The sequence below is a fragment of the Leifsonia tongyongensis genome, assembly GCF_010686705.1.
Taxonomy (GTDB): domain Bacteria; phylum Actinomycetota; class Actinomycetes; order Actinomycetales; family Microbacteriaceae; genus Diaminobutyricibacter; species Diaminobutyricibacter tongyongensis.
The window spans coordinates 827,413-847,239 of the sequence record NZ_JAAGWY010000001.1 but is presented as its reverse complement, the minus strand read 5'-3'; the positions used below and the strand labels follow the sequence as shown (position 1 = coordinate 847,239).

At 66.9% G+C, this 19,827-nt stretch carries 18 protein-coding genes; 14 read left to right on the top strand and 4 right to left on the bottom strand.

The genetic code is table 11. The annotated features are described in order from the left end of the window. The first annotated feature begins 11 nt into the window (after positions 1–11). From G3T36_RS03935 to G3T36_RS03910, 6 genes are all read left to right on the top strand, one after another. On the top strand, positions 12–1,715 hold the full coding sequence (locus G3T36_RS03935; RefSeq protein ID WP_163288089.1) for a GAF domain-containing sensor histidine kinase: 1,704 nt from the start codon (positions 12–14) through the stop codon (positions 1,713–1,715). After that, entirely contained in the window at positions 1,697–2,386 is a 690-nt protein-coding gene (locus G3T36_RS03930) for a response regulator (RefSeq protein WP_163288088.1), read from the top strand. The genes G3T36_RS03935 and G3T36_RS03930 overlap by 19 nt, the downstream gene beginning before the upstream one ends. A 26-nt stretch (positions 2,387–2,412) precedes the next feature. Further along, on the top strand, positions 2,413–2,979 hold the full coding sequence (locus tag G3T36_RS03925) for a flavodoxin family protein (protein WP_205244998.1): 567 nt from the start codon (positions 2,413–2,415) through the stop codon (positions 2,977–2,979). Positions 2,980–3,071: 92 nt separating this feature from the next. After that, on the top strand, positions 3,072–3,971 hold the full coding sequence (locus G3T36_RS03920; RefSeq protein WP_163288087.1) for an aldo/keto reductase: 900 nt from the start codon (positions 3,072–3,074) through the stop codon (positions 3,969–3,971). A 2-nt stretch (positions 3,972–3,973) separates the two neighbouring features. Further along, positions 3,974–4,408, top strand: a complete 435-nt coding sequence (locus G3T36_RS03915) for a (R)-mandelonitrile lyase (RefSeq protein WP_163288086.1) — start codon at positions 3,974–3,976, stop codon at positions 4,406–4,408. 28 nt (positions 4,409–4,436) lie between these two features. Continuing rightward, a complete protein-coding gene (locus tag G3T36_RS03910; RefSeq protein WP_163288085.1) occupies positions 4,437–4,751 on the top strand; it encodes a carboxymuconolactone decarboxylase family protein in 315 nt (104 codons plus the stop codon). 178 nt (positions 4,752–4,929) lie between these two features. Here G3T36_RS03910 and G3T36_RS03905 read toward each other — a convergent pair whose 3' ends face one another. Together G3T36_RS03905 and G3T36_RS03900 are read right to left on the bottom strand one after the other, a co-directional pair. Next, positions 4,930–6,672: an L-aspartate oxidase gene (locus G3T36_RS03905; protein WP_163288084.1), complete on the bottom strand. Its 1,743-nt coding sequence runs from the start codon at positions 6,670–6,672 to the stop codon at positions 4,930–4,932. 3 nt (positions 6,673–6,675) lie between these two features. Further along, entirely contained in the window at positions 6,676–7,437 is a 762-nt protein-coding gene (locus G3T36_RS03900; RefSeq protein WP_163288083.1) for an SDR family oxidoreductase, read from the bottom strand. Between the two features lie 186 nt (positions 7,438–7,623). Here G3T36_RS03900 and G3T36_RS20105 point away from each other — a divergent pair, with 186 nt between their 5' ends. Further along, positions 7,624–9,795, top strand: a complete 2,172-nt coding sequence (locus G3T36_RS20105) for a cell wall-binding repeat-containing protein (RefSeq protein WP_163288082.1) — start codon at positions 7,624–7,626, stop codon at positions 9,793–9,795. An 11-nt stretch (positions 9,796–9,806) separates the two neighbouring features. Here G3T36_RS20105 and G3T36_RS03890 read toward each other — a convergent pair whose 3' ends face one another. Both G3T36_RS03890 and G3T36_RS03885 read right to left on the bottom strand, forming a co-directional pair. Then, positions 9,807–10,889, bottom strand: coding sequence for an AI-2E family transporter (locus tag G3T36_RS03890; RefSeq protein WP_163288081.1), 1,083 nt, complete (start codon positions 10,887–10,889; stop codon positions 9,807–9,809). 122 nt (positions 10,890–11,011) lie between these two features. Next, positions 11,012–11,617 carry a DUF1269 domain-containing protein gene (locus G3T36_RS03885; RefSeq protein WP_163288080.1) on the bottom strand — a complete coding sequence of 202 codons (606 nt, stop codon included), beginning with the start codon at positions 11,615–11,617 and terminating at the stop codon, positions 11,012–11,014. A 160-nt stretch (positions 11,618–11,777) separates the two neighbouring features. Between G3T36_RS03885 and G3T36_RS20100 the strand changes: the two genes are divergently transcribed. From G3T36_RS20100 to mhpA, 7 genes are all read left to right on the top strand, one after another. Beyond that, a complete protein-coding gene (locus G3T36_RS20100) occupies positions 11,778–13,055 on the top strand; it encodes a helix-turn-helix domain-containing protein (RefSeq protein WP_163288079.1) in 1,278 nt (425 codons plus the stop codon). 60 nt (positions 13,056–13,115) lie between these two features. Further along, positions 13,116–13,757, top strand: a complete 642-nt coding sequence (locus tag G3T36_RS03875; protein WP_163288078.1) for a TetR/AcrR family transcriptional regulator — start codon at positions 13,116–13,118, stop codon at positions 13,755–13,757. 113 nt (positions 13,758–13,870) lie between these two features. Beyond that, complete coding sequence (locus G3T36_RS03870) at positions 13,871–15,022, top strand: VOC family protein (RefSeq protein ID WP_163288077.1); 1,152 nt, start codon at positions 13,871–13,873, stop codon at positions 15,020–15,022. After that, a complete protein-coding gene (locus G3T36_RS03865) occupies positions 15,019–15,966 on the top strand; it encodes a fumarylacetoacetate hydrolase family protein (protein ID WP_163288076.1) in 948 nt (315 codons plus the stop codon). The genes G3T36_RS03870 and G3T36_RS03865 overlap by 4 nt, the downstream gene beginning before the upstream one ends. A 5-nt stretch (positions 15,967–15,971) precedes the next feature. Further along, positions 15,972–17,840 (top strand): acyl-CoA synthetase, encoded by a 1,869-nt coding sequence (locus G3T36_RS03860; protein ID WP_240148336.1) that lies wholly within the window; start codon positions 15,972–15,974, stop codon positions 17,838–17,840. After that, complete coding sequence (locus G3T36_RS03855; RefSeq protein ID WP_163288074.1) at positions 17,837–18,214, top strand: DoxX family protein; 378 nt, start codon at positions 17,837–17,839, stop codon at positions 18,212–18,214. Before G3T36_RS03860 ends, G3T36_RS03855 begins: the two co-directional genes overlap by 4 nt. Further along, complete coding sequence (gene mhpA, locus G3T36_RS03850) at positions 18,211–19,809, top strand: bifunctional 3-(3-hydroxy-phenyl)propionate/3-hydroxycinnamic acid hydroxylase MhpA (protein ID WP_163288073.1); 1,599 nt, start codon at positions 18,211–18,213, stop codon at positions 19,807–19,809. Before G3T36_RS03855 ends, mhpA begins: the two co-directional genes overlap by 4 nt. The last annotated feature ends 18 nt before the right edge of the window (positions 19,810–19,827 follow it).

Sequence of the window (19,827 nt, the reverse complement as noted above, 5' to 3'; positions counted from 1 at the left end):
GGTGAATCGGCTTGGTTGACGACGACGCCATCACCTTCCCCGACGCTCCCCGTGCCGAGCTCGATCGGGCGCTCGCCGATCTCGTCGACCGGGCACGCGAAGTCCTGCAGACTCAGGGGAGACTGCGCGCCCTGGTGAAGGCCAACCGGTCAGTCGTGTCACATCTTGAACTGCCGGTCGTCCTCCGCAGCATCGTGGAAGCGGCCGTCGACCTCGTCGGTGCTGAATACGGTGCGCTCGGAGTCCTGTCTCCGAGCGGCGGTCTGGAGCAGTTCATCCATGTCGGGATGACCCCGGAGCAGGTCGAACGGATCGGCCACCTGCCCGAGGGCCACGGCCTGCTCGGCGCCCTGATCGACGACCCGCGACCCATCCGGCTCGAACGGATCGCTGACGATCCGCGATCCGCAGGCTTTCCACCCGGGCATCCGCCGATGGACGGTTTTCTCGGCGTTCCGATCCGCGTCCGCGACGCGGTCTTCGGCAACCTCTACCTGACGAATCGCGACCGTGGCGGATTCAGCAGGGACGACGAGCAACTCGTCGGCGCGCTTGCCGCGACTGCTGGGTTCGCCATCGACAACGCACGCCTCTTCGCCGAGACGGAGGCGCGCCGGGCCTGGAGCGCGGCCGGGTCGGAGATCAGTTCGACCTTGCTCGGCGGCGAGCCCGATGATGCGCTTTTCAGCGAGCTCGTGGCGGGGGTGACTCGCCTGTCCCGAGCGGCCCTGACCTGCGTGTTGACGAAATCGAGCGATTCGAGCACCGTTGTCGTGCGTACGGCGTACGGTGATGGGGCGAGCGAACTGGTCGGAACGAGCAGGCCGCTCTCAGGCGAGATCCTCACCGGCGCCTTCGAAAGCAGCGGTCCACGCATCTCCGACGGGCTCGACGGTGAGACGCTCGGCGTCGAGGCCGGGACAGGCCCCACCTTGATCGCGCCGTTCCGGGTCGACCGGGATTCGTCGTCACTGCTGCTCGTTCTCCGCAAGGCGGGCGATCCGGCGTTCACACCGTTCGACCTCGAACGGGTTGCAGACCTCGCGAGCCAGGCCGGCATCGCGATCGAACTCGCGGCTGCCCGTGCGGACCAGCAGCGGATGCTCCTTCTCGAGGATCGCACCCGGATCGCGCGGGATCTCCACGACCATGTCATCCAGCAGTTGTTCGCCACCGGCCTCGAACTCCAGAGCATCGAAGCCGCCACGTCTTCGAACGCCGTCGCCGAACGGCTCGACCGCAGCGTCACATCCATCGATACGGCGATCGCTCAGATCCGGACCATCATCTTCGCCCTCTCACGACAGAGCGCCGGAGGAACCAGCATGAGGAACCGGATCCTCGACCTGGCCGACGAGATCGCACCGGGTCTGGCGCGCCCGGCGACCGTCGGGTTCTCTGGGCCGGTGGACCTCGTCGTCATCGACGATCTCGCCGATGACGTCAGCGCGGTCGCACGGGAAGGATTGACGAACGCCGCCCGCCATGCGCACGCCGAGAACGTGTCGGTTCGTCTCGAGGTCGAAGACCGGACGGTCACGCTCACCATCCAGGATGACGGGGTCGGGCTCGGCAGCAGCACACGACGGAGCGGGCTCAGAAACGGTCTCGAGCGCGCGACGAGGCGCGGAGGAACGATGACGATCGAGCCGGCAGACCCGGGCACGCGGCTGGTGTGGTGCGTGCCGATCTCGGAATGGCTGGGCCAGTCGTGACGGGCGGCACGATCCGTGTGTTCCTGGTCGACGACCACGAGATCGTACGACGGGGAATCGCCGACCTCCTCGACGCCGAAGCCGACCTCGAAGTGGTGGGTGAGGCCGGCACCGCGTCGCAGGCGCGTGCCCGCATCGCCGCCACACAACCGGATGTGGTCGTGCTCGACGTGCGACTGCCCGACGGCAGCGGCATCGACGTGTGCCGGGAGGTCCGGAACTCTCAGCCGGGCATCCGATGTCTGATCCTCACCGCGTACGACGACGACGATGCTTTGCGCGCGGCCGTCATCGCCGGTGCATCCGGATACGTCCTCAAAGACATCAGGGGCAGCAGACTCATCGACTCGGTCCGCCTCGCGCACGCGGGCAAGAACCTGATCGACCCGGCGATCTCGCAGCGCGTGGTGAGCCAGCTGAAGAGTGCCGCCCCGACCGATCCGCTGCTCGACGGGTTGAGCCTGCGCGAACGGCAGATTCTCGCGCTGATAGCCGACGGGCTGACGAACCGCCAGATCGGCGAACGCCTGACCCTGGCCGAGAAGACGGTCAAGAATTACGTGTCCACCCTGCTCAGCAAGCTCGGTCTGGAACACCGGACACAGGCTGCGATACTCCAGGTCGAGCACAGGAACGCAGGTCCGCAGCCGTCGGGGGACCTTCGACCCTAGGGCCGCCGTCACTCTCACGAGACCCTATGAGCACCAACCGTCTGGAGGAGCTCATGAAGATCGTGATCGTCTACGAATCGATGTTCGGCAATACACGTCAGATCGCTGAGGCGATCGCCGAAGCCGAAAAGGATCTCGCCCTCGTCTCCGTCGTGAACGTCAACGAGATCACCCCGGCGGTTCTCGCCAACGCGGACGCGGTCATCGTCGGTGCGCCGACTCACGCCCACAGTCTGAGTCGTCCGGAAACGCGCGCGGAGGCGGCGAAAGAGGCGTCAGACCCGGAACAGGGACTGACGCTCGAACCGAAGGCCTCGGAGACCGGCGTCAGGGAGTGGCTGGCAAGTAAGCCGGATGTGCCGGCATACTTCGCCGCGTTCGACACCCGCGCCGACGTGCCTCGCGTCCTCAGCGGTGCGGCATCGGCCAAGATCGACCGCAAGCTTCTCAAGCTGGGAGCGAAACGACTGGTCGACGCCGAAAGCTTCCTCGTCAAAGACAACCGCCTCGAACGAGACGAACAGGATCGCGCCGCAGCATGGGGGCTGCGGGTCGCGCAGGCGGCCGAGAAGCAACTCGCGCACGCCCGCTGAACAGCCCGGTCTCGTTCTGCTGACCCCGCCAGGGTGTTCCGGGTACTGACAGTCACTCCCTCGCGGGCGGGAACCGGCCTAGCGTCGAGAGCATGAACACCTCCCCTATCCCGAACAATGGCCTGACCCTGAACAACGGCGTCGAGATGCCGGCTCTCGGCTTCGGTGTCTTCCAGACCCCGCCGGACGAGACCACGGATGCGGTCGCCACTGCGCTGTCCACCGGCTACCGGCTGATCGACACGGCTGCCGCCTACGCCAACGAGCGCGGCGTCGGCGACGCGATCCGCGCATCCGGACTCGCCCGCGACGACATCTTCCTCGAGACGAAGGTCTGGATCAGCGACTACGGCTTCGACGAGACCCTGCACGCGTTCGACAAGAGCGCCCGCAAGCTCGGCGTCGACACCATCGACCTGTTCATCCTGCATCAGGCCCTCCCCAGCGCCTTCGAGAAGACCGTCGACGCGTACCGCGCGCTCGAGCGGCTGCTCGCCGACGGGAAGGTGCGGGCGATCGGCGTCAGCAACTTCATGCCCGCCCACCTCGCGTCGCTGCTCGAACAGACGGAGGTCGTGCCGGCCGTGAACCAGATCGAAGTGCATCCGTACTTCACGCAGCCGGAGCTGCAGGCGGTGGATGCGGAGCACGGCATCCTGACCCAGGCGTGGTCGCCGATCGGTGGCATCACGTCGTATCGCGGCGAAGGTGCGACGAGCACGTTCGAGGACCCGGTGATCCGCGCGATCGCCGCCGTTCACGGCAAGACTGCGGCGCAGGTGATGCTCCGCTGGCACCTGCAGGAAGGTCGCTCGGCCATCCCGAAGTCGGTGAAGCCGGAGCGCATCCGCGAGAACTTCGACGTGTTCGACTTCGAGCTCACCGCTGACGAGCTCCACCAGCTCGACGCCCTCGACCGTGGTGTGCGCGGCGGCCCCGAGCCCGAAGTCATCACACTGGAGACCTTCGGCCGCGTCATCCCCGAGGACTGACCGTGAATATCGAACCTCAGCAGCCGACAAGCGCCGGGCCCGCGGAGCGATTCATCGGGCAGGTGTGGGTGGACCTCATCGCCCCCTCCGCTGCGCAGCTCACCGCGGGGATCGTGCGGTTCGCCCCGGGCGCCCACACCGCCTGGCACGTGCACGCGCACGGGCAGACCCTGCACATCACCGAGGGCACCGCACTCATCCAGGCACGTGGCGGCGACCCCCTCGTCGCACATGCCGGTGACACCGTGTACACGCCACCCGGTGAGTGGCACTGGCACGGCGCCACCGACACCGGATTCATGACCCACCTCGCGCTCTCGGCGTCACCCGCGGATGCGGACGGAGCGACCGTGACGTGGGGCGAGCACATCAGCGATGCCGACTATGCGGCTGCGAACCGCGCCGCGCGGGCCGGCGCCGCAACCAGCGAACGATAAGGCCGCGAACAATAAATAAGGAGTCCCGATGACCGAACAGACACCCGCCCAGGCCGCCATCGGCGACTTCGCTTCCAAACTGGTCCAGCTGACCGATGACGTGCTCTTCGGAGACGTCTGGGAGCGCCCCGCCCTCCCGAAGCGCGACCGCAGCCTCATCACCGTCGCGAGCCTCATCACCTCCAGCAGCTTCGAGCAGCTGCCCAGTCATCTCCGACTCGCGAGGACGAACGGCCTCACGGAGGCCGAGATCATCGAGGCGATCATCCACCTCGCGTTCTACGCCGGGTGGCCGAAAGCCATGTCGGCCATACAGGTCGCGAAGAAGGTCTTCGCCGAGTAGGCCGCGTGCTCGCCGCGCCCGTGAAGTGGCCTCTGAGCTCGGATCTCTTCGCGCGGACCCCTTCGAGCGAGCACAGTGTTTTTCCCGAAAAGACCGGCTCATAGCAGGAACAACAGTGTGCTCGCCGAACGAGGTGGCGCGGCTTAGCCTTGGCGAAGCAGTAATGAGACCGTCGCGGCTACTCGACGAGCTTGCCGGCGCTCGACACGTCGCGGATCAGTGCGGCGATCTCCTCGGGGATGGGCGGGACCGCCTCGCGGCTGATCCGTCCGGGGCCCGACCAGACCAGGTTGACCTGGAGCGACTCGTCGAGGTCGGGGAAGTCCGAGCGGTTGTGGGCCCCGCGGGTCTCGCGACGCTCGAGCGCCCCCTCGATGGTCGCGCGGGCCGCGAGGACGGCGGACCGGAGGTCGAACGCATGCGCGAGGTCCTGGAAGCCGGCGATGTCGGGGTGGACGCCGATGTCGCGCATCCGCTCTTCGATCGCATCCAGTTCGGCCAGGCCCGTTCGGAGCCCGGCCTCGTCGCGCACGACGCCGGCGTACTCGGTCATCGTGTTGCGCACCGCCCGCTGCAGGGCGCGCACGTTCTCCGGCCCATCGCTGCCGAGCACGTCGTCGATCTCGGCGCGCGCCTGCGCAAGTGCTTCCTCCGACCGCTGCTGGCCGGCAAGGTGCACCGAATAGGCGGCGGCCGTCTCACCGACGATGCGCCCGTACACGAGCAACTCGATCAGCGAATTGCCGCCCAGCCGGTTGGCACCGTGCAGTCCGCTCGACGCCTCGCCGATCGCGTACAGTCCGTCGACATCGGTCCGGTGGTCTTCGGGCCGCACCCACACGCCGCCCATCGAATAGTGCGCGGTCGGCGCGATCTCGATCGGGTCCTTGGTGATGTCGAGCATCTGCAACTCGAGCAGCGTCTGGTAGACGCGTGGCAGGCGCTCCATGATCGTCACGCGCGGCAGATGCGACACGTCCAGCCACACGCCGCCGTTCGGCGTGCCGCGGCCCTCCTTGATCTCCGTGTACGCGGCAAGTGCGACGCGGTCGCGCGTGGACAGCTCCATCCGCTCCGGGTCGTAGCGGGCCATGAAGCGCTCGCCGAGGGCGTTCCGCAGGATGCCGCCCTCGCCGCGCGCGGCCTCCGAGACAAGTGTTCCGGCCGCATTCTCGGGGGCGATCAGTCCTGACGGATGGAACTGGACCAGTTCAGGATCACGGATGCGCCCCCCAGCCTCCACGGCGAGCCGCCACGAATCGCCGGTGTTCTCGTCGCGCCGGGATGAGGTGCGCCGCCAGATGCGGTTGTGCCCGCCGGCCGCAAGGACTACGGCGTCGGCGTTGAAGATATAGCGGGTGCCGTCGTCGAGGTCGAACCCGTAGGCGCCGAAGACGACGTTGTCCTTCACGAGAAGGCGCGTGATGTACACGGTGTCGAGCACCGGGATGCGCAGCTGGGCAGCCCGGTTCACCAGGGTCCGCTGGATCTCGAGACCCGTGTAGTCACCGGCGAACGCCGTGCGCCGGTAGGTGTGCGCGCCGAAGAAGCGTTGCGAGATGCGGCCGTCCTCTTCGCGTGCGAACGGCATCCCGTAGCTGACGAGGTCTTCGATGCCCCGTTCGGCACCGCGGGCGACGATCTCGACCGTGTGGGGATTCGAGAGGAAGTAGCCCTCCTTGAGGGTGTCGGCGGCGTGCTGCTGCCACGTGTCGTCCGGGTCCATCGTCGCCAGCGCAGCGTTGATGCCGCCCGCCGCCAGCGACGTGTGCGCATCCGATTTCGCCCGTTTGGCGATGACGGTGACGTCACCCCCGCGCTCAGCGACTTCGATAGCGGCTCGGAGTCCGGAGCCGCCGGAGCCGATCACGAGCACCGACGTCGCGATGCGCTTCTCGGGGTAGTTCGGCTGAGTCGGCATCGTTCAGTCGCTCTTGTCGAGCTCGGCATCCGCGAGCCAGTCCTCGAAGCGGGTCGGATAGCGCGTGGCGAACTTGCCCGCGACCAGTTCGTTGGTGCTCAGGTGGGCGCCGAAGTACCGTGCTTCCGGGTCGGTGATCACCTCGCGCGGGTCGTGGCGGGCCGCAAAGTCCTGGCGCACGAGCTCGTCCAGCTGGAACTCTTCGGGGCCCGCGATCTCGCGGATGGCGTTGAGCGGCTCCCCGACCGCGACATCCGCGACCGCGGCGGCCACATCATCCGCTGCCATCGGTTCGATCTGGACCGGCGCAAGCCGCACCGTTGTGCCTGCGGTCGCGGCGTCGGCGATCGACCTCACGAACTCGAAGAACTGGGTCGCATGGATGATCGAATAGGGCACGCCGGACTCTTCGATCAGCCGTTCCTGCTCGATCTTCGCGCGGAAGTACCCGCTGCTGGTGAGGCGCTCGGTGCCGACCACGGACAAAGCGACGTGGTGCGCCACACCGGCTGCCTTGTCGGCGGCGAGGAGGTTGGTCGTCGACGTCGTGAAGAAGTCCATCACCTCGTCGTCCCCGAACGACGGCGAATTCGAGACGTCCACGACGACCTGCGCGCCGGCGAGCGCGTCTGCGAGACCCTCGCCGGTGAGCGCGTTGACGCCCCGCGACGGCGAAGCGGGAAGAGCTTCGTGCCCCTCGGCGGTGAGTTTCGCGACGACCTTGGACCCGATCAGGCCCGTGCCCCCGATGACGACGATCTTCATGGTCAGCCTTCTGTCTTCGGCTTCCAGTCTCCCGCTCGTGGCAATCGAGGTCCAGCGTCTCCCGTTGTCAGCGACGGCGAGTAAAGATCAGGGCTGGTCAAGAGAATTTTGACCCTCCAGTGGGGGGAGAACTCGCTCTCCGCCGAACGATAGGTTGGGGAGCACGCCGCAAGCCGAAGGGGACCCGTGCCAACCGAACCCACGCGCCGCAGTCCGGTCTCGATCCTGCTGGCCGCAGCCATGGTCGTCGGTTTGGTGCTGGCACCCTTAGCGTTTCCGCCTCAAGCGCCCGCATCCGCGACCAATGCGCCGGTCGTCCCCGTTTATCCCCGGATCGTTCTGACCGACCCGTCGACGACGACGCTCGGCGCGTTTGTGAAGGGTCCGGATGGTCGGCCGTGGTACACCCCTGGGCGCGGGCTCTATTCGATCGGCCTCGGTGGCGTGATCGTCAAACATCCGTATGCGGGTGACGCCACGAGCACTATTCACCAGCTGCAGCGCTCCCCCGATGGATCCCTCTGGTTCAGCAATGACTATGGAAACCTGCTCGGCCACGTGACAGTTGATGGAACCGTGCACGTCTACGACCTGGGCGATTTCGAGGTCATCAACCTCACGGTGACCGCTGATGGCACGGCAGCCGGAAACGGCTGGTTCTTCGCAGCCAACGGCTGGGGAGCGGCCTGGGTCTCGCCGGACGGGACGATCACGAAGGTCCATTTCGCCGCGTCGGCCGCGGATGCGATAACGCCGAACCGGCTCTGGCCGGGCCCTGGCAACAGTATCTGGTCGGTTCCTACTGCCCAGAGTCCCTGGGTGCTCAAGGGAATGTTCCCCGACGGCCACGTCGTTACCGCAGCGGACCCTGGCCAGAACATCTACCTCACCAACGGCCCGGCTGACAAGCTCTCGCTCACGAACCAGCCCGACGGCCGCGGAACCACGCTCATCGAGGTCGACGCGAACGGGGTCGAGACATCGCCCGTCCCGACGACGGCGCACTGGATCGAACGAACTCCGACGGACACGTTCTACGCCACCGGTTCGGCGGGGTCGCCGACCATCATCCACAAGCTGAGCGATCCGACGTTCGCTGCAACGATCCCGTCGAACTTCCTCGGTATGTCGGGGAACTGCTGGCAGGCGTCGACGCACACGCTCTGGGTGAGCTACGGCGACGGCACGCAAACAACGCTATTCAGCGTGAGCGATACCGGGTCCGTGGTGCCGCGTCTGTCGGATGCGATTGCCTCTGGATTCGGCGGGTGCCTCGATGGCCCGGATGGCTCGCTGTGGTCGGGCTATTTCACAATCCGGATCAGTCCCGATGACACGAAAATCGAGACGCGCTATGGGACATACGGCACGACCCCGATCGTCACTCCGGACGGACTGTGGTACGTGGCTGTCGGCCCGGTTTCGACCCACGGTGGACTCGGCTACACCCCCACCGAGCCTGTAGATGTCGGACAGACCTACGGCGCTGATCGATACGCCACCGCGGCCGCGATCGCCACGCAGTCGTATCCGACGACCGCGCCCGTCGTATTCATCGCGTCGGGTGACAACTTCCCGGATGCGCTCTCGGCCGCGCCCGCCGCGGCCAAGGCGGGCGGCCCGTTGCTTCTCACCGCTGCGAACGGACTTCCCGCGTCAACCGCAACCGAGCTGAAGGCGCTATCACCCTCGAAGGTCGTGCTTGTCGGCGGAACCGGCGCGTTGAGCGCGGCCGTGGAAACGCGAATCAAGCAGATCGTTCCCCGCGCATCGGTGGTGCGCACGTCCGGCGCTGACCGCTACGCGACCGCCCGGGCCGTCGTCTCGTCGACCTTCGCATCCGCCGGCACTGTCTGGGTCGCCGCGGGAGCCACGTTCCCCGATTCCCTCAGCGCAGCTGCCGCTGCTGGTTCGACCGGGAGTCCCGTGGTCCTCGTAGATGGTGCAGCGACAACCATCGACGCCAAGACGCTCGATCTCATCGCAGCGCTTCATCCGACGTCGATCAACGTTGCCGGTGCCACGGGAGCGGTCAGCGCCGGCATCGAGACGCAGCTTCGCAGCATCGCACCTGTGACGCGGTACGGTGGCGCCGATCGGTACGCAACCAACGTAGCGATCGCCCAGTCCGTACCGCACTCAGTGAAAGCATTCGTTGCGTCCGGCCTGCTGTTCCCCGACGCGCTCAGTGGGGCCACCTGGGCTGCCTCGACTCACGCACCGCTCTACCTGTCCCAGCGCACGTGCCTGCCGAACCCTGTGTTAAACAGTCTGGTGCAGGGTGCCCCGACCTCGGTCACGCTCCTCGGCGGACCTGGCGCGCTCAATTACAACGTCGCCGCCCTCGGGCAGTGCTAGGCACGGATACGTTACGGGGTAGCCGACGGCTCGCGCTCCTTAGGTCGCGCGAACCGCGCGGGGACGTTCTCGCCGTCCCACACTTGAACGACCCCCCAGGCTGCCGCAGTGAGCGGGACGGCGAGCAGAGCCCCCACAATGCCGCCGACGGCCGTGCCCGCGGCGATGACGACGAGCACGACGAATGCGGGGAGACTGACGGTCTTGCCCATCATGAGCGGTTTCAGGATGGTCCCTTCGATGTGATTGACGATGATGACGACGAGTACGACGAGTGCCGCGCTGAGGGGTCCGTTGCTGACGAGCGCTACCAGGGCGGCGATCGCACCCCCGCTCACGGCGCCGACGATCGGGATGAAGGCGAGCAGGAAGGTGAGAATCGCGAGCGGGGCCGCGAGGGGGACCTGCAGGATGAGCAGGCCGATGAAGATTCCTACACCGTCGAACAGGGCAGCAGCGGCGGTGCTGCTCATGTAGCCACCGAAGACGTCGACGGTCTTGCGCCGGATGCGCTCTGCGCGGTCGAAGGCGACTCCCTCGAGCGGGCGGACGATGAACTCCCACATCGCGGGGCCGTCTTTGAGCAGGAAGAAGAGGATGATCACCATCAACCCCAGGCTTGCGCCCACATCGCTGATCGCACCGATTCCGCCCAGCGTTCCCGACCTGAAGTCGGCGCTCGTGACGAACCCGCGAAACTGATGCTCGATGTCATTCAGCTGGCGCTGATCCGGAGCAAACGGCAGCCCCTGCAGCCATACCGTAACCCGCTCGAAGCCGTTCTGGGCCTGGACAGCGAGCCCACCCCACTCGTGGCTGACGGACCCGAAGACGAAGACGAGGGCTACCGCGATCACCGTGAGGAGGAGCACAAGTGCGAGCGCAGCGCCCGCGCCGGCCGGCCAACGGTGCCGTCGCGTCCATTCCATCCACGGTGCGAAGGCTGCCGCGAAGACCAGGGCCAGCGCCAGCGGGATCGTGACGATCGACAGGCGTGTGAGTACCCAGACGAGTGCCACGACGACCCCGCCCACGAGCAGCACCTGCGCCCCGCGGGTCGCGGTGCGACCCAGTCGGTCGGTCCAAAGTTTCATGCTCATCTTCTTTCGTGACTCATCGTCTTTCGTGAACGGCTCGAGGACGCCCGGAGGTGTAGCGGCGATCGGGGCACCGTGCCCGCCGAAGCGTGGCCCGGTACCCCGATCTGCCTGCCGACTCAGTGGACGTTGAGCTTCTCCTTGATGGCCGCCTTGCGCTCCTCGGCCTTCTCGTGCCGCTCGGCCTTGTGCAGCTCTCGCTCTGCCTTGGCGGCTTCCTTCTGCGCCTTGCGGTAGGCCTCCTGTGCCGCCTCGAGTTCTTCGCGAACCACATCGGCGGAACGTCGGTACACGAGCCCGCCCTGCTCTGCCATCAGCGTGTCGACGACCTCGGTCGCGTACTCGTCGAGCTCCGCGACGAGGGCGGTGCCGCCCGCGGGGATGTAGCGGCTGATCTCACCGAGCACGCTGTCGGTGTCGTCGGCGCGGTGGATGTCGTAGGCTCCACCGACCAGCAGGCCTCCGGTCCACCCGAAGAGCATCCCGACCGGGCCGCCGATGACGCCGATCATGAGACCGACCAGGCTGCCTCCGATCGTGGGTGCGCCGGCGACGGTGTCGTCTCCTTCGGGCGTGTAGAGCCGGCCCTCGAGGTCGCGGGTGACGATGCTCGCGGCGAGCACCTCGACTCGCCCTTCGAGGCCTGCGCCCCTCAGCTCGCTGAGCGCCTGGTATGCGTTGCTCGGGTCGACGAACGAGACGGCGATGACGGTGTTTTCTGACATAGATGTGACCTCCAGATCACTTGATTTGTTGTATGGATTCGTGCGGATGTTCCGCGACTCATCAACCATCCCGTGGATCGCTTTCCGGGTCATCGTGCGCTCTGTCGCAGCCCTCGACGCAACGATGTGCACTCTGCACTCCTGGGGCTAGGCTGAGCGCGTGTCGACCGGAGACTCGATGGCGCGGGTCGTTTCCATGCTGGATTGGGACGGCGACCTCGGGCCCGCTTCGCTGCCGGACCACGAGGCCGAACGACTACGTTCCCGGCTGGGCGATGGAGCGATCCGGTGGGTGGCCGGAGCGGTGGAACAGGCACTCGCCGCCCTGCGAGGAGAGATCGACGACTCGCTCGCACCGTGGCCGGTCATTCGCGCGTTCGCCGAGCACGTTCTCACCTCGACCGTGCTCGGTCTGGCCGGTGACGACACGCTCCCGGCCGACACGGCGGCGATCGATCGCGACCTCGCCGAAGACATCGTCGCGCGCGAAATCCCGCTGTCGGTGATCACCCGAGCGTTGAGGACGATGCAACGCGAGTGGTTGTCCCTCTTGTTGGCTGCCGCCCTCGACGTGCATCCGGATGGCGTGAGCGTCATCCCGGACCTGGCGACGGCGGTCACCGAGACGATGGATGCGTGGATCGGCGCAGCAACGGATGCGATCGTCGAGGAACGCCGGCGCGTCTACCTGGCCGAGCAGGTCCGCATCCGCAGTGCGATCGAATCGCTGGTGGCGGCAGAGCCGGTGGATGTCGATGCGGCGACACGTCTGCTGCGCATCCCGCTGAGCGGCTGGCACCTGGGTTGTGCCATCGGAGCCCCTCCGGGAGTTGCCCTCGAACGGCGAGCCGTGGACGGCATCGTGTACCTGTTCACCCGGGTCGTGGGCAGCGATCGGATGCTGCGCTACGAGTCGAGCGCGGGAAACGTTCACGTCTGGGTGACCACCGATCGCCCGCCGCAGGCGCCCCGAGTGGAGGATCTTCACGTGACGGCGCCGGTTCTCGTTGGCATCGGCGAACCGCACCAGGGCACGGCCGGTTTTCGGAGGACCTTCCTGGAGGCATCGGATGCACTGCGCTTGGCCGCCAGCCTGGGGGACAAGGGCGGTGTCTCCTACGGCGACGCCGCGCTGGCCATCGTCCTCAGCCAGGACGAAGAACGCGCTCGCTGGTTCATCGAACATGAACTCCGCGAGCTCGCGACGGACAGCCCCGAGATGGCGGACATGCGCAACACCCTCCGGATATTCTTCGACACGCGGATGCGCATCGCGCCGGCGGCTGAACGTCTCTTTCTGCACCGCAACACCCTCATCAACAGGCTCGAGCGGATTCAGGCCGTTCTCGGCCACAGCGTCTCCGAACGCTCGGCGGAGACCCAGGCGGCGCTCGTGCTCGACATTCTCTTCGCAGGGCGGCACGACGATCCGCTGTAGGCGCGTGACGAGAAACGCGTGCAATGGCGCATCCCGATCAGCAGGTACGATCGCAGCATCATGGACGCTCCCGCACCTCGCACCTCTCGGCCCGCCCGACAGAAGGCGCGCACGCGCGGGGCGTTGATCGAAGCGGCCAAGACTCTGTTCGCGGCCGAAGGCAACACCGACGTCAGCATCCAGGAGATCACGGATGCCGCGGATGTCGGATTCGGGTCGTTCTACAACCATTTCAGCAGCAAAGCCGAACTGTTCGATGTGGCGATCGAGGCGACGTTCGAGGAGCACGCGGCGCGGCTCGACGAACTCCTCAAGGACGAAGCGGATCCCGCGGTGGTGTTCGCGATGAGCCTGCGTCTCTCGGGCAGGCTGGTCGCGACCGATCCGCGGATGGCCCAGGTGATGATGAATGCCACGGGGCGCCTGCTGAACTCGAAGGCCGGTATGGCTCCGCGGGCCCTTCGGGACATCCGCAACGCCGCGGCCGCGGGACGCTTCGAGGTGAGTGACCCCCAGGTCGCCTTGGCCTGCGCGGCCGGGGCGCTCGTGGGTGTCCTCCACCTGCTTGCCGCTTCACCGGAGCTGGACGTCGCGCGCGTGACCGACACGATGACGTACAACGTGCTGCGAATGTTCGGCATGACGGGGTCGGAGGCCGCCGCCATCGTCGCGCTCCCGCTTCCCGCATCCGTCAGCGAGTAGTCAACCGCCCGTTCCATCTCCACGCGGCCCGACCACGGCGGCTTGACTTGTCATGTTCATTAACTGATACTTTCATCAGCGTTGATAAATGACAACGAAGTCAGGAGGACATCATGAGTTTGCGCAGAGAGATCGAAGTGACGGGTGCCGCTGCGGCAGTCGATGTCCACAGCGGCCTGCACAGCGAACTCGGGGGCACGCGCAGCGAGCATCCCGGCCGCTCGAAGAATCCGCTCATCAAAGTCGTCGAGTTGGGGTGGCTCGATTTCGTCAAGCCGGATCTCGACCGTGCGGAACGATTCGCCGTGGACTTCGGTTTCCAGGTGCAGGCGCGCACCCCGGACCGTCTCGTCCTGCGCGGCACGTGGTCGACTGTTCCCTGCCTGGTGATCCGGCGGGGCACGAAGGCGGGGTTCGTCGGGCCGACCTTCCTCGCCGAGTCCACCACGGATGTCGAACGCCTTGCCCGAGCCACCGGGTCGAATGTGACCGCCCTCCGAGGGGGCAAGTCGGTCACTCTCCGTGACCCGAGCGGAATCCCGGTGCGGGTCGCTGCGGGTCTCACCACCCTCGAAGCCCTCCCCGAGAGGCCTCCGCTGACGTTCAACGACGGTGCCGACCCGAAGCGCTTCAACGACACCCAACGCCCGCCCGGAGGTCCAGCCCAGGTGCAGCGCCTGGGCCACGTCGTGCTCGAGACCACCCGATTCCGGGCCGCACTGCAGTGGTACCTGGACTCGCTCGGGCTCATCGTCAGCGACTTCCTCTATCTCGACGATCTGCGCGACCGCGGCCCGACGATGGCCTTCATCCGCTGCGATCTCGGATCGGTTCCCTCGGATCACCACACGCTCGCGATGCATCTCGGGATGCACAACGGCTACGTGCACTCCGCATACCAGGTCACCGACCTCGATGCAGTGGCGATGGGCGGCATGCACCTGTCGAAGGAGGGCTACAAGCGGGTCTGGGGCATCGGCAGGCACATCCAGGGAAGCCAGATCTTCGACTACTGGCGCGATCCCGATCGCCTGATGTTCGAGCACTACGCCGACGGTGACCTGTTCGACTGCACGGTCGAGCCCGGGTGGGCTGCCATGAGTGCGAGTGGGCTGTCGCAGTGGGGTCCTCCGGTCACCCGTGACTTCCTCGGCACCAATCCGAATCCGGCTTTGATCGGTGCGGTGCTCAAGGCGCTCTCGATCAACGACAACGAGTTCGACCCGGCGGCGATGCGCAGCCTTATGAAGGCGATGAGCGCATGAGCGTGAACATCGCCCGAACCGCGGACGGATGGTGGATCGAGCGAGGCGGTCGCCTCGTGTCTATCGACACGCGCGCCTCCACGACGCGCGAGCTGCTGGCCGATCGTGAGGCCATAGAGCGCGCGATCGAGAACGGATCCGCGGGACCTCGTGTGGACGACGTCGTCCTCCTGTCCCCGGTGACCGCCCCGGCGCGCGTCGTGGCCCAGATGGTGAACTACCGGTCGCACGCCATCGATTCGGGATTCGACCCCGATGCCGTGCTCCCGACGTTCTTCAGGAAGGCATCCGGTTCGGTGACAGGACCGACCGGCGACATCGTCTGCCCGCCGCACGTCGGCTTCCTCGACTACGAGGTCGAGCTCGGTGTGGTGCTGGGGCGACGGCTCGAGATCGGCGATGTCGTGACGTCGGAGAATCTGGGCGATTACGTTGCGGGGCTGGTGATCACGAACGACGTGAGCGCGCGCGACATCCAGCTCACCCGAACGCAGTTCTACGAGTCGAAGTCGTACCCGACCTTCACGCCGGTCGGCCCGTATCTCGCCCTCGTGAGCGCGGACGAGCTCGCCGATCTGCACGCGCTGCGACTGACGCTGACCGTGAACGGTGAGGTGCGCCAGAACAGCACCGTTGCGGAGATGATCGTCAGTCCCGCGGAGGCACTCACCCTGCTGGCCCGGTTCCAGGTCCTGGATGCCGGAGACCTGGTGCTCACCGGCACGCCGGGCGGGACCGCCCTGAAGGCGCCGCCGAAAGTCGTCGAGAAGATCGCCGGACTCCTGCCGCCGGCCGTCAAGTGGCGCGCCTTCTTCTCGAGGCAGGCCTCGAACCCCCGCTACCTCCGCAATGGAGACGTTGTGACCGCCACGATCGGCCGCCCGGACGGCGCAGTCGCCCTGGGAACCCAGATCAACACGGTGCGCTCCCGGGGATTGCGGTGACAGCAATGGACACGCTCACCCTCCGCGGGCCGGAGGACCTCGCCACGATCGAGGGCGTTCCCCTCGCTGATCGAGACATCGCCTTCACGACGTACGACATCGTCCGGCGAGCGGCAGCGTCGTCGCCCGACGCGACCGCCACCGTCTGGATCCCGGACCCAAGCAAATTCGCGGATGCGCACAGCTGGACGTTCGCCGAACTGCTCGCGGCGGTGCACCGGATCGGCAACGCCCTGGTGCGGCTGGGAGTCGGTCGGCAGGATGCGGTCACCCTTGTCTCCCCGAACACGGGCTCGTTGTTCGCGACGATACTCGCGGCGGAAGCGGTGGGCATCGCTGCCCCCATCAACCCGGTCTTCGACGTTGAACGGATCGGCGAACTGATGCGTACGACGGGCTCGCGCGTCGTCGTCGCCGCCGGCCCGGAGATCGATCCGGGGTTGTGGGAGCGACTGCTGGATGCCGCAGGGACGCTGGGCCTGACCGCGCTTCTCGCGTTACGTCCCGATGGCGCGGGCACTGCTGCACCGAGGCTGGGACACCGGGATGGCGTGACGGTCGCGTACCTGGAGACACTGGCGGCGACCGCCGATCCTGAGTCCCTCATGGTCCCGCCGCCGCGACCCGATGACGTAGCGTCGTTCTTTCACACGGGGGGAACCACCGGTGCCCCGAAAGTCGCCGCCCATACGCATTCGAACGAAGCCACCACGGCGTGGGCGCTGGCGCTCGCCGGTGACTTCCGGTCAGGGGCGGCGATTCTCGCCGGCTTGCCGCTGTTCCATGTGAACGCCCTGATGGTCACCGGTCTCGCCCCACTCGTCAGTGGCGCCTGCAGCGTGTGGCCCGGTCCTCGAGGGTATCGGGATCCGGGACTGTACGGGTCCTTCTGGAAGATCGTCGAACACTACAGCGTCTCCGCCATGTCGGCGGTGCCGACTGTCTATGGTGCACTGGCGGCCATCGAGGTCGATGCACGAATCGACAGCCTCAGCGTGGCGGTGGTCGGCGCCGCGCCCCTGCCACATGCCGTGCGCGAGGCGTTCTTCGCGCGGACCGGGATCCAGCTCCGTGAAGGCTACGGGCTCACCGAGGCGACCTGTGCAAGCTCGGTCGTACCGCCGGGCGCCGGCGCAACCGAGTCCGTGGGGCAACGGCTTCCGTACCAGCACATCAAGGCCGTCGACATCGACACCGATGGCGACTGGCACGATCTTCCTCCCGGGCGCGTCGGCGAGTTGGTGATCAGCGGCCCCGCGGTCTACGCCGGTTACGTGCGCCAGACTCCGGCCGGTCGGGTTCTCAGCAGGGATGGCGTCGTCGATGGCTGGCTGCGAACGGGGGACCTGGGTTCGATCGACGAGAACCAGATCGTTTCCCTCCGAGGTCGCAATAAGGACGTGATCATCCGTGGAGGTCACAACATCGACCCGATGGTCATCGAGGAGGCGCTGCTCAGCCATCCTTCGGTCGTGGCTGTCGGCGCGGTGGGATGGCCCGACCGCAAGTCGGGAGAAGTCCCCGTGGCCTACGTCGTGCCGAAGCCCGGTGCAGCGGTGGCTCATCGTGAACTGATGGATTGGGCGGCGGCGCACATCGACGAGGCGGCCGCCCGACCCGTAAGGCTCATCGAGTTGCCAGAACTGCCCCTGACGGCCATCGGCAAGCCGTTCAAGCCGGCGTTGCGCGAGGACGCTGCAGCGCGGGCAGCCCGCGAGGAGCTGGAAGCTGCAGGGCAATCGGGAGTCGACGTGGCAGCGACCCATGTCGAGGGACAGCTGACCGTGACAGTGGCGGGTTCGCGGGCCGACATAGCGTCGGCGTCCTCGTTGCTCCGCGACTTCGAATTCGTTGTGACAGGAGTTACCCCATGATCTGGCTCTACTGGATCGCCGTCGTCCCCCAGGTCCTGATCTACACCGCCGTCGGGATGCTCAAGATCGTCCGGTCAAAGCCGCGGCTCGTCGCCGACAACGGCTTCGACTGGGCCGACTCGGTGCCCGCCGTGGTCGTCAAGGGCATCGGCGGGCTGGAATTAGCCGCGGTCGCCGCTTTGGTCGTGCCGATGCTGCTGGGCTGGGGGCCGATCCTTCCCGTGGCGGCGTCGATCGGGCTCGTCGCCCTTCAGCTCGGCGCCGCCGTCACCAACGTGCGGTTCGCCGACAAGAAGAAGCTGCCTTTGGATGCCCTGCTCATCCTGCTTGCGCTGGTCGCCGGAGCAGCAGCGCTCGCGATCGGATGGCGTTGAGCACCGTCGATCCGGTCCTGCCCACTGAGGTCGACATCCTGATCGCCGGCGCCGGCCCGACAGGGCTGACGCTGGCCGGTCTCCTCGGCCAACGTGGTATCCGGACTCTCGTCATCGATCCGCATCACGAGGCGTATCCGCTTCCGCGTGCCGTGCACCTGGATGACGAGGTTCTGCAGATTCTTCACCAGCTCGGTGTCGGCGAGCAGTTCGCGACGATCAGCGAACCGGCCAGCGGTCTGCGCCTCGTCGACAGCGACCACCGCATCCTGGCGCAGTTCGAGCGGAGGGAGTCGGGCTTCCTGCCGCAGGCCAACATGTTCGACCAGCCAGACCTCGAGGAGCTGCTACGACGCAACCTGACCAGATTCGCCTCGGTCACCCTTGCCGGCGGCCAGGAACTCGTCGGCGTCATGCAGTCCGGCTCGCTCGCCAGTGTTCGCGTTCGCAACGTCGACACGGGCGAGTTGCAGCAGGTGCACGCGAAGTTCGTCATCGGATGCGACGGAGCCAACAGCGTGGTCCGCAGCCTCATCGGCTCGACGAACCTCGATCTCGGGTTCGAGCAGCGGTGGCTCGTCGTCGATGTGCAGTGCGGAGTTCCCGTGGACGCCTGGAATGGCGTCCAGCAGGTCTGCGACACCAACCGCGCCGCAACCTACATGCACGTCACAGGCGATCACCACCGGTGGGAGTTCCAACTCGTCGAGGGGGAGAGCGCCGACGACTATCGCCGGCTCGATGACGTACGAAGGTTGATCGACCCATGGGTGGCCCATGTCGATGACGGCGACCTCCGCATCGTCCGCTGCATGGAGTACACCTTCCGCGCTCGCGTAGCCCGGCAATGGCGACGCGGGCGCCTTCTGATCGCCGGCGACGCCGCACACCTCACCCCACCATTCATCGGGCAGGGGATGGGATCGGGGCTGCGCGACGCCATGAACCTGGCCTGGAAGCTGGACATCGCCCTCCGCAGGGCGGACTTCGACGCTCTGCTGGATTCGTACGAAGCCGAACGGGCCCCACACGCGAAGGCGTTGGTGCGGCGAGCGGTGATGATCGGCAAGGTCATGACAGGTGGAGGGCGCGCAGCCGTCGCCGCACGCCGCGTCATACTGCCCGTGCTCAACCGCATCCCGCATTTGGGAGACGTCATCCTGAGCAGCGCCACGCCGCCGCTCGTCGCCGGCCCACTGGTCAGTCGGCGGGTTCCTCGCAGGGTCAGGGGAGCGTTGCTGCCCCTGGTGTGCCTCGTCCCCGCTGCCGGCGAGGTTCTGATCGACCCGGCCGTAGGCTCCGGCTTCACCCTGCTCGTCTTGTCGGAGTCCGACCGTCGCTTCGTCCAGGCCACGACGGCCGCGAGGGTCGTGTGCGCCGCCGCCGACCCGTCGAGCACCGCGTCGCGCATCCTGACCGAGTGGCTCGAAGCCGCGGGAGCGCGCTTCGCGTTGATTCGACCCGACGGGGTCGTCCTCGGGATCGGGGACACCTTCGCAGAGTTGGCTCAGCAGTCAGAGGTTCGCTGGGTGTGCCCGCTTCTACCCGGTGAGCTGACCTCGACTCACGCGATTCCCACGGCGAGATCGCAGTGAGCGACTCGGCGGAAGCCC